Annotated in this window: 12 protein-coding genes, 1 tRNA gene and 1 pseudogene; 5 read left to right on the plus strand and 9 right to left on the minus strand. The window is 49.1% G+C overall.

Annotation, left to right across the window (positions count from 1 at the left end):
* Positions 1–323: 323 nt before the first annotated feature.
* Both BGX14_RS13255 and BGX14_RS13260 read right to left on the minus strand, forming a co-directional pair.
* Positions 324–396, minus strand: a tRNA-Gly gene (locus BGX14_RS13255).
* A gap of 57 nt (positions 397–453) precedes the next feature.
* Positions 454–1,257 (minus strand): UbiA family prenyltransferase, encoded by an 804-nt coding sequence (locus BGX14_RS13260; RefSeq protein WP_095880134.1) that lies wholly within the window; start codon positions 1,255–1,257, stop codon positions 454–456.
* A gap of 85 nt (positions 1,258–1,342) precedes the next feature.
* Here BGX14_RS13260 and rsgA point away from each other — a divergent pair, with 85 nt between their 5' ends.
* Together rsgA and BGX14_RS13275 are read left to right on the plus strand one after the other, a co-directional pair.
* Positions 1,343–2,452, plus strand: a complete 1,110-nt coding sequence (gene rsgA, locus BGX14_RS13265) for a ribosome small subunit-dependent GTPase A (RefSeq protein WP_095880135.1) — start codon at positions 1,343–1,345, stop codon at positions 2,450–2,452.
* A gap of 390 nt (positions 2,453–2,842) precedes the next feature.
* Positions 2,843–3,169: pseudogene (locus BGX14_RS13275) on the plus strand (transposase); the annotation flags it as partial.
* Positions 3,170–3,402: 233 nt separating this feature from the next.
* Here the strand turns inward: BGX14_RS13275 and BGX14_RS13280 are convergent.
* The 7 genes from BGX14_RS13280 to BGX14_RS13310 form a co-directional block, all read right to left on the minus strand.
* The gene (locus BGX14_RS13280; protein ID WP_095880137.1) at positions 3,403–4,407 is read right to left on the minus strand and encodes a GSCFA domain-containing protein; all 1,005 of its coding nucleotides are present in this window, start codon (positions 4,405–4,407) and stop codon (positions 3,403–3,405) included.
* On the minus strand, positions 4,385–5,155 hold the full coding sequence (locus BGX14_RS13285) for a ThiF family adenylyltransferase (RefSeq protein WP_073302497.1): 771 nt from the start codon (positions 5,153–5,155) through the stop codon (positions 4,385–4,387). The genes BGX14_RS13280 and BGX14_RS13285 overlap by 23 nt, the downstream gene beginning before the upstream one ends.
* Before the next feature lie 111 nt (positions 5,156–5,266).
* Positions 5,267–6,559 (minus strand): citrate synthase, encoded by a 1,293-nt coding sequence (locus tag BGX14_RS13290; RefSeq protein WP_078776904.1) that lies wholly within the window; start codon positions 6,557–6,559, stop codon positions 5,267–5,269.
* Positions 6,560–6,567: 8 nt separating this feature from the next.
* Positions 6,568–7,872: an aminotransferase class I/II-fold pyridoxal phosphate-dependent enzyme gene (locus BGX14_RS13295; RefSeq protein ID WP_073302501.1), complete on the minus strand. Its 1,305-nt coding sequence runs from the start codon at positions 7,870–7,872 to the stop codon at positions 6,568–6,570.
* A 220-nt stretch (positions 7,873–8,092) separates the two neighbouring features.
* Entirely contained in the window at positions 8,093–8,650 is a 558-nt protein-coding gene (gene gmk, locus BGX14_RS13300; RefSeq protein WP_073302503.1) for a guanylate kinase, read from the minus strand.
* Complete coding sequence (locus BGX14_RS13305; protein WP_073302505.1) at positions 8,647–9,558, minus strand: glycosyltransferase family 2 protein; 912 nt, start codon at positions 9,556–9,558, stop codon at positions 8,647–8,649. The genes gmk and BGX14_RS13305 overlap by 4 nt, the downstream gene beginning before the upstream one ends.
* On the minus strand, positions 9,559–12,126 hold the full coding sequence (locus BGX14_RS13310) for an NPCBM/NEW2 domain-containing protein (RefSeq protein ID WP_095880138.1): 2,568 nt from the start codon (positions 12,124–12,126) through the stop codon (positions 9,559–9,561). It abuts the gene before it with no gap.
* A gap of 1,207 nt (positions 12,127–13,333) precedes the next feature.
* Between BGX14_RS13310 and BGX14_RS13325 the strand changes: the two genes are divergently transcribed.
* The 3 genes from BGX14_RS13325 to BGX14_RS13335 all read left to right on the plus strand — a co-directional run bounded on the left by BGX14_RS13325 (position 13,334) and on the right by BGX14_RS13335 (position 16,338).
* A complete protein-coding gene (locus BGX14_RS13325; protein WP_095878741.1) occupies positions 13,334–14,293 on the plus strand; it encodes an IS30 family transposase in 960 nt (319 codons plus the stop codon).
* Positions 14,294–14,480: 187 nt separating this feature from the next.
* Positions 14,481–14,783 (plus strand): hypothetical protein, encoded by a 303-nt coding sequence (locus tag BGX14_RS13330; protein ID WP_095880141.1) that lies wholly within the window; start codon positions 14,481–14,483, stop codon positions 14,781–14,783.
* Positions 14,784–15,021: 238 nt separating this feature from the next.
* Entirely contained in the window at positions 15,022–16,338 is a 1,317-nt protein-coding gene (locus tag BGX14_RS13335; protein WP_158223236.1) for an ISL3 family transposase, read from the plus strand.
* Positions 16,339–16,729: the final 391 nt, after the last annotated feature.

A 16,729-nucleotide genomic window follows, 5' to 3' on the forward strand; every position in this document is an offset into this window, starting at 1 on the left:
GGGCGTCGAGTCCCGTCCGCGTCCATGTTTCGCTACGCTCAGTCCGCGTCCGTTCGGCCCCTCTTCTCGGGTCCTCGTCCCTTTCTGAATGCAAAAGAGCACCGAATAAATCGGTGCTCTTTAGAGCGGGAAAAGGGAGTGATTCGCTCGGAGTCTCGCGCAAGAGCGCGCTCCTCGCTCCCCCTTCGGGCTCGACACAGGGCGTCGAGTCCCGTCCGCGTCCATGTTTCGCTACGCTCAGTCCGCGTCCGTTCGGCCCCTCTTCTCGGGTCCTCGTCCCTTTCTGAATGCAAAAAAGCACCGAATAAATCGGTGCTCTTTAGAGCGGGAAAAGGGACTCGGACCCTCGACCCCGACCTTGGCAAGGTCGTGCTCTACCAACTGAGCTATTCCCGCGAGGACACCGCAATTATAGAATTAAAATGGAATTTCGTCAAATGAAATGGGAAAAAATCAAAAAAAATAATCCGACGACCATGGATGATTTTGTCCATTTTTGTGCGGTTCGGTATTGTTTTTTTTGCGAAAAACGACAAGTGAAAAAAATGAGGGGATAAGAGGAATGAGCGTCCACAGAAAACTGCGGGGCATCCAGCCGATGGCGACAGGAATCGGAATGGAAAACAGCGAAAATAGCAGCAGGAGATTGGCGAAAAGGCTGGCTTTGTTTTCTCCGACGACAAGTGGAATGGTGATAATTCCTGCGTTAAGATCGCCTTGAGTATCTTCCAGGTCTTTGAAAATTTCTCTGGCGAATGTGAAAAGGAACGCAAAACCGATGGCGGTGTAAATCGGGTGAAAATTCGCTTGGGGAAGGAACAGGCTGCGCATAAGGGGAGTCGTGCATAAAATGGCCACGCAGACATTTTTGATTAAGGGAATGCGCTTGATATTTTTGTCGTAAAAAAATAGCAGAATCAGCAAAGCAAAAAAGAAGAGCAGATGGGAAGTTGGACTTGGAGAAATGAATCCGGCGGCCAGCGTGATGGCAGCGCAGATGTCGGCGAATATCTTTGCTGAACGGACGGAGATTTTTCCGGCGGGCAGCGGGCGTGACGGCCGATTGATTTTATCGATTTCTAGGTCGAAAATGTCGTTCAGGATATTGCCGAAAGCGATGGCGCAAGCAAAGGCGATCGCATTGGCGGCGATGCCGCGCAGGGTGAAAATCCCTTGGGAAAGGAAGATTCCCGCAGCGAGGGTGATTTCCGCGATTAGGATGTTTCCCAAGCGAGCCATTTGAAACAGAGAACGCATAAATCAAAGATAGCTAATCGGGTTTTAAAATAGGCAAATTCAGAATTTATAAAAGCCGTTTGCCCTTCGTCTATTTAAATTAGTTATGATGTGTTTTGATTCGGAAAATGAAGAAGAACGAATTTCCAGGTCTTCGAGACGGGATTCGCGCGCTCGCCGTGTGAACACGATGGAAATGTGGAAGCGGGGAACTTTGGATGATCGCCCGATTAAGGAACGCTGGAGTCGGGAATTTAAAAAACCGAAAGTCAAAAAAATCAAGGATCCTACGGAAAAATTTGATTCCGCCGCTTTGGAAGGACTCGTTCTGGAAGTGCATCGCCGGACTTGCGTTGTGCGTCTTTTGGGCGGGGAAGTTATCAATGCGACTTACCGCGCAGCTGTCGTTCATGAATTGAAGGAGTTTCCCGCCGTGGGCGATTCGGTGATGGTTGCTCGCGCTAAAGATGCCGACGAAAATGCGCCTTATTCGCTCCTTCGGGTTCTTCCACGGCGCTCGTCGCTTGTTCGCCCGGGGCCCAAAGACAAATCTCGGCGAGAGTTGGTGCTGGCGGCGAATGTCGATCAGGTGGTTGTTGTTTCCAGCGTGGCGGAACCTCCTTTTAATTACGGTTTTGCCGATCGATTTCTGTTGGCGGCGAACCTATGCCAATTACCGCTGGTGATGGTTTTGAACAAGACCGATCTGGTGGAAAATTTGCCGCAGGGCGTTCAGGATTTTATTTCGATTGTAGATAAATTCATTTGTGTCAGTTGCAAATCGGGTGCGGGGCTGGATGCGCTTCGTGATGTGTTGAAAAATAAGTGCTCCGTGCTTTCGGGAAAAAGCGGGGTGGGCAAATCCAGTCTGGTCAATGCGCTGGTGCCGGGAGCGGCTTTGAATGTGGGAGAAGTTCGCTCGCTGGATGGCAAGGGGCGTCACACAACGACTTCTTCAAGTCTTTTTGAATTGCCGTTTGGCGGTCGCATTATCGATACGCCGGGGATTCGGGAATTGGGCGTTGCGGAAATGGATGAACATGATTTAGCGCGCTCTTTCCCGGGATTTTTTCACAATGATATTTTCACTTGCAAATACAACGATTGCATGCATTTGAATGAGCCGGGTTGCGACGTACTTGCCCGTGTACGTTCGGGAGAAATTCCGCAAGCAAGATACGAGAGCTACTTGCGGATTTTGCATTCTGAAAATTAATCTGTTCCCTAAAAAAGAAACTTCCGCTTTTGACTTCTCAAATTCAGAAAGATCTTCGAGGCTCTGCGGAGTGTTGAGAAGTAAGCCCTGATCACGTTAAACGAATCGCTCTTCTAAAAGCGCATAGGAAATTGCAGCTTTCTATATCGCTGTTCGAATTTACGAGCCTATGAAAAAAATCTGTAAATGAAGCTCGTCAAAAAGACGGATGAGGCGTTCTATAGTAAATTATTGCAAAGGAGCCTCAAAATAAGAAGAAGTCCGCCCCCTTCCTCAGGTCAAAATGTCCTCTTTCAACTCCTAAAATCGGGGCGGAAAGGGGACTCCAAGGTCCAAGAAAACAACCGACACGTCGCTCAGGGACGCATTCCTTGAACGCATAAAGAATCAAGCGAACGAAAGAACCGTGGCGTCCAGGATGTACTCGTCATCTGCGCCGATGGACTGACCGGTATCAAGGAGGCCATTTCCGTCGCCTTCCCAAAAACGGAATACCAGCGTTGCCTTGTGCGCCAGATTCGCAATACGTTCAAGTACGTGGCGGACAAGGACCGTAAAGAGTTTGCTGCCGACCTGAAGGGAATCCACAATGCTCCGAAGGAGTCGCAGGGTGCTGAAATACGAGACCGCGTAGCCGAAAAACGGAAAGCCAAGGAATCCACACGCCATGAAGAGCTGGTACATGAATTGGGATGCGCTCACCTCAAGGTCTTGTAACTGGCCTCTCTTGAAGCTACGAGGAAATGGACCATGCCGATTCGTAACTGGGGTGCAATCTACGGCGAGTTCTGCATCATGTTCGAAGGTCGACTGCCCGAATAAACAACATTCCCTTACAAAGAAAAACTGACGCATTACGCAATGCGCTAGCTTTAAGAGTGCTTGACAACTGTTAAACCAATTTGCTGTAGAACAGCCTATTTGCAGAAAAAATTTCACTGGCTCATTTACTACCGCAGCAGTTTCTTGAAAAATTCCATTTCGAGTTCTAAATTCAAACCGGGAATTGAGTCAACGAGTTCTTTGGCTATCGTCAGGTGTTTTTGTGCAAATTCTTTGGTCTTTGGGGAAGTTTCGTCTTGAATTTGATGCGAAGCGGCTTTCAAAAACTTTTCGACACGGCGGAGCTTTTCGGCAAAGTCTTTTGCGATATGCGATTCGGTTATGCGCTCGAAAATATAATCTTCTGCAACTTCCGAAAGGTGGATCATATCCCGCGCATAAAAACGGTAATCGCGGAGCTCGTCCATGACGATTTCATAAGCGGGAAAGTATTCGGCAAAATCGGAATGGTTGCGTACAAATTCATAGACGGCAAGCAAAAGCGTCGCTTTGGAAACGGAATTTTCTGGAGCGCCGTCCTTGAAATGACGCAAAGGAGAAACCGTACAGACGATTTGAATTTTCGGATTTTGGGAGCGAAGAATTGCCGCAATGTTTTTCAGCGAGAGAATTGCCTGTTCCACGGAAATCCGTTTTCGTACAAATGTTTCTGCTGAAGCCTTGTGGCAATTGGAAACGACGGTATTTGCCGGGTAATTCTTGTCAGTATCTTTTAAAAAATAAACGAATGCGGAGCCTAAGGTGATGAAAGCGATATCGATTTTGGGAAGATGTTTTCTGAAAGTGTCGAGAGCCGCATTTAAATTTTCCAGGCATTCTTTTTTGTTTTTTCGAGAAAAGGATGAATGTGCGTCCCAGCAATGCCAAAGTTCGCCATCAAAGAAAACGTCCTCTTCCGTGTAAATTTTTCCACTGGCGGCATTTTCCATCAATCGTTCAATGGAAAGCGGGTTGTAGAGAACTCCGAAGGGGTTTGCCAATGTGTGAAATTTGCGAAAGGCGAAACGTTTAGAAATGGCTTCAGCAAAGCAGGAACCGATGAAAAGGATGTTTTTCGAATAATCCAAATGGATTGGCGATGGAGGTATTTCAATGGTTGTGTACAAATTCATTGTGGATGTCCTGCATGACAAGTCCCGCCATCATGAATCCAAACAGGGCTGTGGCATGGGCGATGGAACCGTTGTAAGCGACTTTGTGAAATGCCGCCGGGGAGCTGTCGCCGGCAAAAACTTCTCCTTTGTTGGGCAATACTTCATCGCTAAAAACGCAGACGATTTTCTTTTTCGGGCGAATCTGCATTTTTTTGAATTTTTCGCGGAGGGCACGGGCAAGCGGGCAGCCTTTGACTTTCCAAAATTCGGCGGTCTGGATTTTGATCGGGTCGAGTTTGAGCGCGGCTCCCATAGAGGAAAAAACGCGGGCTTGGGTCTCGGCGGCTTGCAATAAAAGGTGCGCTTTGTTTTCCAAAGAATCGATCGCGTCAATAATATAGTCGTAGCTTTCGAGTTGAAAAGAATCGCAGTTGGACTTTTGATAGATTTCTTGGAGGGCGTGAATGCGGGCGTGCGGGTTGATTTCCAAAAGGCGTTCTTTAAGAACTTCAACTTTGGGCCTTCCGATTGTTTTGGTGGTTGCTAGCAACTGGCGGTTGATATTGGTGACATTTACAGTGTCGGGATCCACAATGGTCAAGTGTTCGATACCGGAGCGCACGAGGCTTTCTGCGCACCAACTGCCGACACCGCCGACACCGAAAAGGATGACGCGCTTTTGAAATATATGGAGCATCAATTCTTCGCCAAAAAGGCGGAACTCTCTGTTGAAAATGGAAGTGTGAGAAAATGTCGGATCTATCATCGTGTCGTTCAGGTGAAATTTTCTAATAAATATAATTTGGTGGAAATTTTTGTTCCTGATGAAAAGCCCCGAAAGCTGTAGCTCTCGGGGCGCAAATAAAAAGGTCTCGGCTTATCCTCGATCGTCGATCGGGAGCCAGGGACGGGATTCGCTGCCCGTGTAAATCTGGCGCGGACGATTGATTTTCGATTGGGGATCATCGTGCATTTCTTTCCAGTGGGCAATCCAGCCGGGAAGTCTGCCGATGGCGAACATCACCGTGAGCATATTGGTGGGAATGCCCATGGCGTGGTAAAGAATGCCGGAATAGAAATCCACGTTCGGGTATAGCTTGCGTTCAATGAAGTAGTCGTCCTTGAGGGCGGCGTCTTCCAGTTCGGAAGCGATGTCGAGAAGCGGGTCGCCAATGTGTTCGCGGTCGAAAATCGTGTGGACAAGACCTTTGAGGACTTTTGCTCTCGGGTCGTAGTTTTTGTAAACGCGATGCCCGAATCCATAAAGTTTAAATGGATCCTGCTTGTCTTTCGCTTTTTCGATGACCTGCTTGACGGTAAGTCCGCTCTGGTGAATTTTCATTAGGGTTTCGAGTGCTGCTTGGTTGGCACCACCGTGGAGAGGTCCCCACAAGGCGCAGATTCCCGCGCAGATGCTCGCATAAAGGCTGGCCTGTGAACTGCCGACCATACGCACGGTTGAAGTGGAGCAGTTCTGTTCATGGTCGGCGTGGACAATCAGAAGGACGTTCAGCGCATGGACGAAGAGCGGATCCACATTGTAGGGTTTCGCCTTGCTCGAGAACATCATGTTGAGGAAGTTCGAGCAGTAGCTCTTTTCCGCGTCGGGGTAAACGAACGGTTCGCCGATGCTTGCCTTGTAAGAGAACGCGGCGATGGTGCGCACCTTTGAAATGAGGCTCGCGACTGTCAGATTGAAAGCGTCCTGTTTGCTTTCGTCATCGTAAAAACGCGGGGTGAAAAGCCCGAGGGCATTTACGACCGCACCGAGGATTCCCATCGGGTGCGCGGACGGAGGCATTTCGCGGAAAAAATTCAGCAGGTTTTCGTGGATCAGCGCATTTTCGGTCAGAAGCCTGCGGAAAGTGCCAAGCTGTTCCCGGGTCGGCAGTTCTCCGTAAATCAGGAGCCATGCGGTTTCCGGGAAAGTCGTGTAGGCCGCCAGGTCTTCGATATTGTATCCGCGGTAACGAAGAATTCCCTTTTCCCCATCGACAAAGGTTATCTGGCTTTTGGTGCTGCCCGTGTTGGTATAACCGTAGTCCAGCGTGACAAGTCCAGATTCCTTGCGGAGCTTGGAAATATCGACAGCCTTTTCATTTTCCGTTCCGGTTATAACAGGAAGATTGTAGGAATTTCCTCCGTAATTCAGGGTTGCGAAATCGGCCATTGAGTCTCCTATGGGTTATGGGAAGTGAGGTCGGTGATTGCCCGATAGACATTTTCAAAAAGTTGGGGCAACAGGTCGGTGGGCACCGCCGAGAAGGCGAGTCGCAAAAGTCCTTTCAGCATGATGGTGCCGGTGCTGTAATTTTGAAGCAGATGGACGCGGACGGATTCGGCATCGACGCCCTTGGGTTTCACGCACATGAAGTAGCCGCTGTTGAAAGGCATCGGATCAAATGCGTTCTTGTATTCCGGGTGTTCTTGCAACGTCTTTTGGATAACGTCGTAGCGTTTTTTGAGAACGGCATATTTCTGTTCTTTTTCCTGGATGTATTCCGGGCTTTTATAGGCTTCCAGAAGGATTTTTTGGGAAATGCTAGGAGCGTTGGAAATGTTCCCGCGGATAGCGCCGGCGGCTTTGCTTTCGAGTGCTTTCAGCTGTTCGGCGGTGGCTCCTTGGAAGCCAAAGGTGATGAAGCCGACGCGGAAACCCCAGACGTAATCTTCCTTGGTGGGACCGTCGAGTTTGACGGCGAGAATGTCCTTGTGGGCGTCCACCAGTTTGGCGAAGAGGGATTCCCGGGTGACTCCTTCGGCATAAACCAGTCCGAAGTAGGCGTCGTCCAGGAGGGCGACAATCTTGTTGCCTTTTTCGGCGGCGCGGACAAGGACTTCGGTGATTTTCTTTGCTTCTTCTTCGGTGGCGGTGTAGCCGGTCGGGTTGTTCGGAAAGTTCAAAAGGAGAACTTTCTTGCCGATGCCGTCTTTGGCGAGAGCCGCTTCCAAAGCGTCAATGTCGAATCCGCCGTTTTTGAAGGTGTTGAATGTATCGATTTGCGCACCGTAGCTGTTTTCAAAAGCGAGTTCGTAATTGTCCCAATAAAGGTCGGGAATGATGACTTTGTCGCCGGGATCCAGAAAGAGATAGCCGGAAATGGAAATCGCATGGGTCAGCGCGGCAGAAACGACGGGGCGGGAGAAAGTTTTAGAGGCCAGAGTCGGATTCTTGCGGATGATCTGTTCTTTCCAGGCGTCGCGGAGTTCCGGGTTGCCATAGCTGGGCGCATAAAGAAAAGCGTTCTTGGGAAGGTTCAGCGATTTCTGGACGCAGGGAAGAACCAGCGGAGATCCGTCGTCTTCCAAGGCTGTCCCGATGGTCGCGTTGATTTTTTTTCCTTTGGCTTCGCCTCCTTGTCCTAAGATGCCCTTGCTGGGAAAGAAGATGTTTTTTCCCTTTTGTGAAAGCATTTGAAGGATGGATGCTCCGTTCGCAGCGAGATCGGCGTTGAGAGCTTCGGCGAGAGGATTGAGAGTCATATAGGTTTGTCCTTATGTTTTTTCCAAGACGCAAAGATAAAAAATGAAAGGGAATTTGCGGAAGTTTTGCCTTTTGCTGTGGTGCAGAAAGAAAGGAAATCTCTAGGGACTTTTTGTTTGCGCCAAGAATTTTCGCCGAAACTGCCGGAAGAGATTTGGGTTGGCGCGCTTTTGTGAAATGGCTGTGCGACCGCTTTGTTGAAAAATGCAGAAGCCGCTTTTATTCCAAAAAGATTTTCCGCAGTTGATCCGCCGCCCGCTCCAAGTCGTCGTTGATAATCGTGTGTTCGTATTTGCCGTGCTTTTCGGCAAACTCGATTTCCTTTTTGGCGTTGTGCAGGCGCAATTCGATAACTTCTTCGGAGTCGGTCGCCCGGTGACGCAGGCGTTCTTCCAGCACTTGCAGCGATGGAGGAAGAATGAGAATGCCGACGGCATCCGGATAAACCTTGTCAAAATTGACTTTGCCGAAAACGTCCAGATCGAAGAGGACGCGTTTTCCGTCGGCGAGCATTTTTTCGACAAAACTTTTGGGCGTGCCGTAAAAGTTGCCATGGACTTCGTTCCATTCGACAAGCTCGTCGTTCGCTATCATCTTCTGGAATTCGTCGCGAGTCTTGAAAAAATAATGCACACCATCGATTTCGCCTTCGCGGGCGGGGCGTGTCGTCGCCGAAATGGAATAGACCATGTCGGGAAATTCGTGAATGACCAAATCTTTGAGGGTCGTTTTTCCAGCACCCGACGGGGCGCTCATCACAAAAAGGTCGTGCTTCATTTTTTGTCCTCAATATAAAGCGGGCGTTGTTTCACTTCTTCGTAAATGCGACCGATGTATTCGCCGAGAATCCCGATGGACATCAGTTGGATGCCGCCGAAAAAAACGATGGCGGTCATGAGAGACGCCCAGCCCGGAACGGTTACAGCCGGATTCAGGAATTTTTCGAGAATCGCCCAGATGCCAATTCCCAAGGAAACGAGCATAACGCTTAAGCCCATGAGAAAACTGATTTTGAGCGGAGTCGTGCTAAATCCCGTAATGCCGTCCATGGCGAGCCGGAGCATTTTGCGGAGCGGATACTTGGAGGTTCCCGCAGAACGGGATTGCCTGTCGTATGGGATGCCGATGCGTTTGAAACCGACCCAGCAGACAAGCCCGCGTAAAAAGCGGTTCCTTTCCGGAAGGGCATTCAGCTGTTCTACCACAACGCGGTCCATTAGACGGAAATCGCCGGTGTCCATGGGAATGTCGATATTCGTGAGCGAATGCAGCAGTTTGTAAAAGCAGTGCGCGCTCGCTTTTTTGAAAAAGGATTCGCCCTTCCGTTTGCGGCGTTGGGCGTAAACGACCTGATAGCCTTCGCGCCATTTTTGAAGCATCTCGTGGATGAGCGCGGGCGGGTCTTGCAAGTCGCCGTCGATGATGACCACCGCTTGCCCCTGAGCGTGCTTGAGTCCTGCGCTAAAAGCCGCTTGGTGCCCGAAATTGCGGCTGAAATTGATAAGCTTGTTGTTCGGCGTTTGGGAAACGAGGCCTTCCAAAATTTCTCGTGTGCGGTCCGAGGAACCATCGTTCACAAAAATCAGTTCGTGTTCGACTTGGGCAAGTTCTTCGGTCAGCACGGAAAAGGTTTTGGCGACGATTTCTTCTTCGTTATACAGGGGAACGATGACTGATAAAAGCATTTAGTTTTTCTCCGCTTCCGCTTGAACTTCTTTGGGGAAAAGGGTGGGAAGAACGATATCTACATGGTCGCAGTTTTTGCTTGTAAGGCTGTCGGTGACAATGGAAAGCCGCTGAACGCCTTGAACGGAAATGTCGAGCGAATCCGCTTTGCTCAAGGTGACCGTTCCGCTTTGATAGAGGAGCTTTCCGTCGCCGAGAACTTTATATTGAACTCCGTCGCTGCACAGGCTTTCTTCATCCAATCCGATAATGGCTGTCAGGCGGTTGAATTTTCCCAGAAGTTCAAAATGGGTTTCGCTAGGCGCATGCGTTCCAAAACCGTCGGGGTATTTTTGGGATTGAACGGTAAGCGGATTTCCTTCGATAGAGGCGTTCGTGCGCAAATCGCCCCAGCCCTGCTTGTGGAAAGAAGGAGACATCAGGGACAGTTGCAGAGCTCCTTCAAAACGGAAGAATCGGATGGAAGGAATTTCCGCAATCTGCTCGTTGGAAACGGAGTCGATGATTCTGGCGGTCAAGAAATTGTATCCCGGATTCAGGATGGGACCTGTCAGGGTGTCGGCAAAACTGCCCGCTTGGTAGGGCTTTTCAAACAGTTCCTTGCCGTTCAGGGAAAATCGGATTTTCCAGGGTTCTCGAGTGCTTGCGTGGGCAACGGAATTGAATATGAATGTTCGGGTTTCGGGATAGCCGCGCCAAATGCCGAAGGAAAAAAGTTTTTCGGGATCGTATTTTCTTTGGGCGACGATTTTGGCGATGCGGAGCCAGTAATTGTGAGTGATAAGAATTTGTGCGACATCTTCGAGTTTAACTTCCCGTTCAAGAATATCGCAAGTCGTGGGAATGCGGTGTTCCACGGCTTTGGCGTGGTACGTTTTGGAATCCCAGCAGTCCAACCCGCGAATATAATAGACTTCTCCCCGGTATTTTTCAATGAGCTTTTCCAAAGAATCCGCCGAAATTTTCCGGAACCGGTCGTAATGGATAGAGGAAACGGAATAGCCGGTGAAGTGCCAGGGTCTGCCATAGACAAAAAGGCGAGGTTTATCTGGCTGCTTGTCCAGCCACTTCCAAATTTCATGTTCTTCGGTTGTCAGGTGGTTCCGGTTATACATGATGTTCTTGTTGAAACTTTCCTTGTAACCGAAGGTGTGCCCCCCGAAGAGAAGAGCCAAAAGAACGGCGGCAACCAGATTGGCGGTCGCGTTGGCGTTCAAAGAAAATTTTCCGAGAAGGAAATAGGCGATAGAAAGCGCATTGCGAATGGCAAACGCTGCAAGGTATGCCATGGTCGGCATCATGACGAGGGCGTAACGCTGGTTGATTTCAATCGTGAAATCCCCAGAAACGTTTTCGAGAATGATGTATGTCTGGATGTGATAGAGCAGCAGGAAACCGGCGATTTTGGAGTATTTTCCGAACTGCCTGTTGTAGATTTCTTTGGAAACCCGGATGAGAAGAAATGCGAATCCGGCAAGGAAAAGATAGTTGAAGCTTGAAAGGAAGGGATTTGCGAGAATCCCGTCGCCGGAAAGAGGGCGAGTCATCACTTCCCAGTTGTTTTTCAGGTTTTCCAGAAAGTGCCCGTGGGCGGAATAGGCGCCTCCTTGAAAGCCGTAGCCTTGGAAATAGCTGATGGTGATGAGAATGGGAATGGAGAAAAGGGAAAGGGTGACGAAGAACGCCGGGGCTTTGCCGTCTTTTTTATCCAGAATTTTGGGAAAGGCGACGACGAGGAATGCGAGAAAGCAAAAGACGGTTTCTTGGCGAGTCTGGGCGAAAAAGCCGAGGACGAGGGCGCAGAGAATCCAGTGGCGGATGGTGTTTTTATCGAAAGCCCAGCGAAGAATCCACAGGGAGAGAGCCGAAAGGAAAATGTAGAGCGGCTCGACGGACATCGACCGGAATTGAAAAAGAACGGTCGGCTGCGCAAATAGAATGATGCTGGCTAGAGCTGCGGTCAGATCGTCGGCTGTCCACGCTCGAATGGCAAAGAAGAGAAGTAAAGCGGAAAAGAAAAGCAGGGCAAGCTCCATATTGAAAATCCAGTGCAAATCGGTTCCGAAAATCGGCATTCCGAGAAAATACAGGAAAGAAAGCCCTTTCGTTTTGAAACTGTCCGAATTTTGGTAGCAGTCCAGTTTTCCGTCGTGAAATTCTCCCTGGTCGCAGGTGCCCGTCGTCTGGTTGAAATACATATTCTGTGCGACTGCCATAAAAATGCTTTCATCGCTTTGTACGCGGTGCCGCGCTTCGATTTGCGTCCCGGCAAAAAGGGTTGCTCCCAAGGCGAAGAGGATGGTCAGGACAATGAAAGGCTTGGGTGGCAGGTGCTCTTTGACATAGGAACGAAAATCCCGGAAGAGGCTAGCAAAAAGAACGAGAATCGCCACGAATTGCACAAGGAACAGCGGCAGCGGAAGTCTTAAATCCAGAATGCGGATGATTTCTTTCTCGCCAACATTCGGGGCAAGATAAATCAGAAACGGAATCAGGGCGGCGATAACAACGCCCGCGATTCCTGCCGGATGTACGAGATTTTTGAGTCGAGCTAGTATGTTTTTCATTGGAAGTGAATATAGTTTTTTTGATACGTTCTTGTAGAAAGGGAAAAGGTGAAGTGCTTAATCGGGCGAACCGTTTGAACGGTCAAGGATTTTTCTCCGATTTATTGTTCGCGGAATATTGCAAAAACTCTATTTTCAATCAGAGGCAGAATGGGTAAGGGGGATTGAAGTGAAAATACGGATAGTGTTCGGTATAATTATCGTGATGGTGAATCTAGCAGGCGCAATCGCTGTCTATATCTTAGACGAACAATATTCACAAACGAATTAGACAGTTTTAAGGTTTAAAATAGAGAATAATTTCAGCGACACCTTGAATGGTATTGAAATCCGCTATCTCGCAATTCGGGACGCATCCATCATAGCCGAATCCGATTTGTATTATCTTCCCGGGGGAATGGCCGACTCGTCTTTTGAATATTCAGAGAAACCTTCGCTTGAGATTTATTTCTCAAATATCGTTCTGATACACTTGGCGGGATTTCAGGATGTGCGGTGGGACTTCACAATAAGGATTGGTCCACTTGGATAAAAGAGGAAGACCCATCCCAACCCGAATCCAATGTATTGCTGAAAATGTATTTGCGGAAATGGAGAATGGTGCCATATTGAATGATATGGTTGATTTTTTAGCGGAGTAGAATTATGTTAATGGCTTGCATCAAAACGGGGATTTTGACCTGTGCAAAAATATATGGATACAAATCAAATTACAGGAATCCGTCTAATATCAACAACACCGTTAAATGGTATTAAAGCGTATACGGATGAAGACATTCTTTGTGAAATTATTGCATAAAACAAAGATGAGCAATTTTATCCTGATTCTTGCAATGAGAGAGAAATTGATTTTGAACATGGAGATTGGTTTGCATTGTCTCGTTGCCGATATTGGAAGAGAAATTGTGCTCCGATGATTGAAATGACGTACCCTTGTTGAATAAGACGGCGCTATTCCCGCAAATCTTCTGCGGCATAAGGAGTTGCCGTTTCGACGGGAGATTATAGGGCTGTGCTGGTTAGGTATTCCAACAAAAAAATAAATCTAAAGAAAAATATTTCTTTTTTGAAATTAAATATGTCGCGAATTTTCACCGTCAATGCGACTGATATAGGTTGAATCGGGAAGAAAAAAAGTTCCCTAGGGCTAGCCCCTGGGGAACCTGGCCGAAACTTTTCTACCTTGCCGATTCTACCAAAAAAGGACATGGCGGTGAGTCTCAACCAAGCACAAAGATACGAAATACGAGCGCTCAATGCGGCAAAGATCCCCCCGAAAAACATAGCCTTGCAGCTGAAGGTCCACAAATCCACAATCTACAGGGAACTAAACAGGGGCGGCGGCCGCCAGCATTACGACCCGGTCAAGTCGCAGGAACGGGCAGACCTCCTTGCCGCGACAAGTCACCTGCATTACGACTACGACGAGGACGACTGGAAAATCGTGGACGGGAAAATCAAGGAAGACTACTCTCCCGAACAGGTGAACGGACGCGCGAAACTCGATGGGATGGGTGTCCCTAGCGTCGCCACGATATACAGGCATGTGAACAAGGACGAGGACCTGAAGAAGCACTTGCGGCACGGCAAGAAACCATACCGTAAGCGCGGGGAGAAGAAGGACAAGAGAGGCCAGATTGTAGGCCGCGTGCCCATCGAGGAACGTCCGGCAATCGTGGACGAGAAATCACGCGTAGGCGACATCGAGATAGACCTGATAAACAGCGCGGACCATGACGCGAACCTGCTCACGATCAACGACAGGATGACGAATTACAGCCTGATAAGGTATCTTCCGACGAAGAACGCGAAAGACCTGAAGAGAACGCTTGTGAGGGCGCTGAAGGACTTTGAGAAAACGTTCGAAGTCAAGATTCTCACAATCACTTCGGACAACGGGAAGGAGTTCGCCTGTCACGCAGAAATAGCGAAAGCTATGAAGGCGGATTACTACTTTGCGAACCCGTACCACTCCTGGGAGCGCGGTGCCAACGAGAACATGAACGGTCTAATACGCCAATATCTTCCCAAGAAGGAGTCGTTCAAGGGAATCTCTCCCCGGAAAGTTCGCTGGATACAGGATAAACTGAACAACAGGCCTCGAAAAAGGCTTGACTTTATGACCCCTTTAGAGTATATTTATACGCAAGTTAAACTACAAACCTAAGTCGCGTTAGCGACGAAAATCCGCCTGTATATTTGGTTCGGCAAAATCTTGATGATTTTGACCAATCTTTTTTGGAAACGACAATACGATATGTAGAAATAAAAACGACATCTCTATTTAATACTTGTTTGTTAAATCTCGGTTCTTTCGAACCGGCGTTTATTGACATATTGAATAAGGAGTCGTTATGTCCAATACAGCTAAGTTCCGTATCAATGCGGAGGAAATCCGCCTCACCAACAGCCGCCGTATGCTGATTGCCAGCATGGACAGGGTAACAGAACGCTTGGAAAACAGGCTTTTTGCCTTGAGTGCCTCGGAAGTTGACCGGTTGAATCGCCTGTTGGAAAATATCCAGAACCGCCTGGCGGAAATAAACGACCGGCTGATGGATATTCAGATCCAGAAGCGCGAAATCACGTTCAGGGTATCCTTCCCCAATATGGAGAAGGATAGCGAACGCAAATCCTGCATCGTGTGGAAAACTTGATTTTATTTCTTTAAGCTCTCCGCAGTCTCTTTGTTAGGCGGCGGGGAGTTTTTTTGGGGGGTGGGGAATTCTATACGAAGTCCCCACCCCCCGCAATACCTCAACACTTTTTAGGCTCTTCATCAACATGTGTGGGTGGCTTCGCCCCCCTTTTTTTGTTGACTTTCGCCTAAATCAAACAAAAAAAATGGGCTATTTTCTAAAATTTAATCGCCAAAAAAAACAGAAGAAAAAGCCCATGTCAAAATTATACAAATCCATCTTCAATGTCAACGGCTGTTCAGTCGTCAAGCAGGAGCAAACCGACACCACGGTCACCATCACGGTAAGACTCACCAAGGGCAACGCCAGCAGGTGCGGCTGTTGTGGGCGAAAAGGGAAGCTCTACGACAACGGCCGGGAACAGAGGGTATGGCGGACGCTCGATCTCGGCACGAAGATGGGCTTCATCAGGATGGACACCTACAGGGTGAAGTGCAAGAAATGCGGCGTAAAAACGGTGAAGGTGCCGTGGGCAAGCCACAGGTCAGGCTTCACCGACGCCTTCGAGCAGCAGGTCGCATGGGCCGTATGCAGCATGTCGAAAAAGGCTGTCGCAAAGCAGCTACGCATCGCCTGGAATACCGTGGGGGAAATTGCCGACCGCGTATGGGATCGCCTGGACACAAGGCCGATCAAGGCAGGCTGCATCTTCAGGCGCATAGGCATCGACGAGACCAGCTACAAGAAAGGGCACAAGTACATAACGGTGGTAGTGGATCACGACAGGCGCTGCGTGATCTGGGTCCACGAGGGCTACGGGAAGGAGGTGCTGGACCTCTTCATGAGGGAACTCAGCGAAGAGCAGCGCAAGGGCGTGGAGCTTGTGACTTGTGACGGAGCCAAGTGGATAAGGTCAAGCATCGAGGAGTTCCTGCCCAATGCCGAACGGTGCGTGGACAGCTTCCATGTCGTACAGTGGGCGACAGAAGCCCTGGACAAGGTCCGTGTGGAAGCCTGGAAGGAGGCCCGCAAGGAAAACCGCAATCAGAAACGGGGCCGAGGCAGGCCCACGAAGGATAGCGTCCCGAAGGACCGCACCGCGGAGGGGATAAAGAACTCCAGGTACGCTCTGGGCAAGGCTCCAGAGAACCTTAACGAAAGCCAGCAGAGAAAAATAGAACTCATAGCAAGCCGCTATCCGCGTCTCTACAGGGCATACCAGCTCAAGGAGGAACTGCGCATCATCCTGAAGATGGGCTATGACGATGCCAGGGAAAATCTGGACAGGTGGCTGTGGCGTGCAAGCCACTCACGCATCGGCTCAGTAAAGGATCTGTACGCAAAGATCAAGCGCAACTACGACGGAATCCTCAACACAATCAGGCTGGGCGTGTCAAACGCAAGGATCGAGGCGACGAACAACAAGATAAAGCTACTGATACGGACTGCCTATGGCTTCAGGAACATGAACAACATGCTGTCGCTGATAATGTTGAGCTGTTCCTATGTAGATGTAAAGATAGCCTACGAATGGGAATCGGTATCGAGAGAATCATCTAGCAAGGCTGCCTAAATGCTACCACACATATTGATGATGCCTCACTTTTTAGAAGGATTTCAAGGAAAGCAAGCGTGGCGGGGGATAGAGTGAAGGGAAAAGGGGGCCGGCCTTCGCCACTTTGATGCCCCCTTATCCCTTCCACCCGCCGCGGCTTTGCACAATTCGCCTAAAGGAAGCAGAGCTTCCAAGGCTCATGGGGCTTTGCATCCCTGAAACTAGGAATTTCCGATTCCGTAGTTGAAGTATCCCTGAAAGGGGCAATTCGCCTAAAGGAAGCAAGCTTCCAAGGCTCATGGGGCGCTGCATCCTGTCAGCGAAAAGTTTGAAATTTCATTTCGCAATAAGGCGAGTCTATCCGTTAGAGGGTAAAATTTTCCTTTCCGAAGAAAAACATTCCCGTCCA

Source organism: Fibrobacter sp. UWS1, from assembly GCF_002300445.1.
GTDB classification, from domain to species: domain Bacteria; phylum Fibrobacterota; class Fibrobacteria; order Fibrobacterales; family Fibrobacteraceae; genus Hallerella; species Hallerella intestinalis.

Coding starts and splice junctions, on each gene's coding strand:
- rsgA (WP_095880135.1), top strand. CDS start 1,343: ATGATGTGTTTTGATTCGGAAAATGAAGAAGAACGAATTTCCAGGTCT.
- BGX14_RS13260 (WP_095880134.1), bottom strand. CDS start 1,257: ATGCGTTCTCTGTTTCAAATGGCTCGCTTGGGAAACATCCTAATCGCG.
- BGX14_RS13295 (WP_073302501.1), bottom strand. CDS start 7,872: ATGACTCTCAATCCTCTCGCCGAAGCTCTCAACGCCGATCTCGCTGCG.
- BGX14_RS13330 (WP_095880141.1), top strand. CDS start 14,481: ATGTCCAATACAGCTAAGTTCCGTATCAATGCGGAGGAAATCCGCCTC.
- BGX14_RS13280 (WP_095880137.1), bottom strand. CDS start 4,407: ATGAATTTGTACACAACCATTGAAATACCTCCATCGCCAATCCATTTG.
- BGX14_RS13290 (WP_078776904.1), bottom strand. CDS start 6,559: ATGGCCGATTTCGCAACCCTGAATTACGGAGGAAATTCCTACAATCTT.
- BGX14_RS13305 (WP_073302505.1), bottom strand. CDS start 9,558: ATGCTTTTATCAGTCATCGTTCCCCTGTATAACGAAGAAGAAATCGTC.
- gmk (WP_073302503.1), bottom strand. CDS start 8,650: ATGAAGCACGACCTTTTTGTGATGAGCGCCCCGTCGGGTGCTGGAAAA.
- BGX14_RS13285 (WP_073302497.1), bottom strand. CDS start 5,155: ATGATAGATCCGACATTTTCTCACACTTCCATTTTCAACAGAGAGTTC.
- BGX14_RS13335 (WP_158223236.1), top strand. CDS start 15,022: ATGTCAAAATTATACAAATCCATCTTCAATGTCAACGGCTGTTCAGTC.
- BGX14_RS13310 (WP_095880138.1), bottom strand. CDS start 12,126: ATGAAAAACATACTAGCTCGACTCAAAAATCTCGTACATCCGGCAGGA.
- BGX14_RS13325 (WP_095878741.1), top strand. CDS start 13,334: ATGGCGGTGAGTCTCAACCAAGCACAAAGATACGAAATACGAGCGCTC.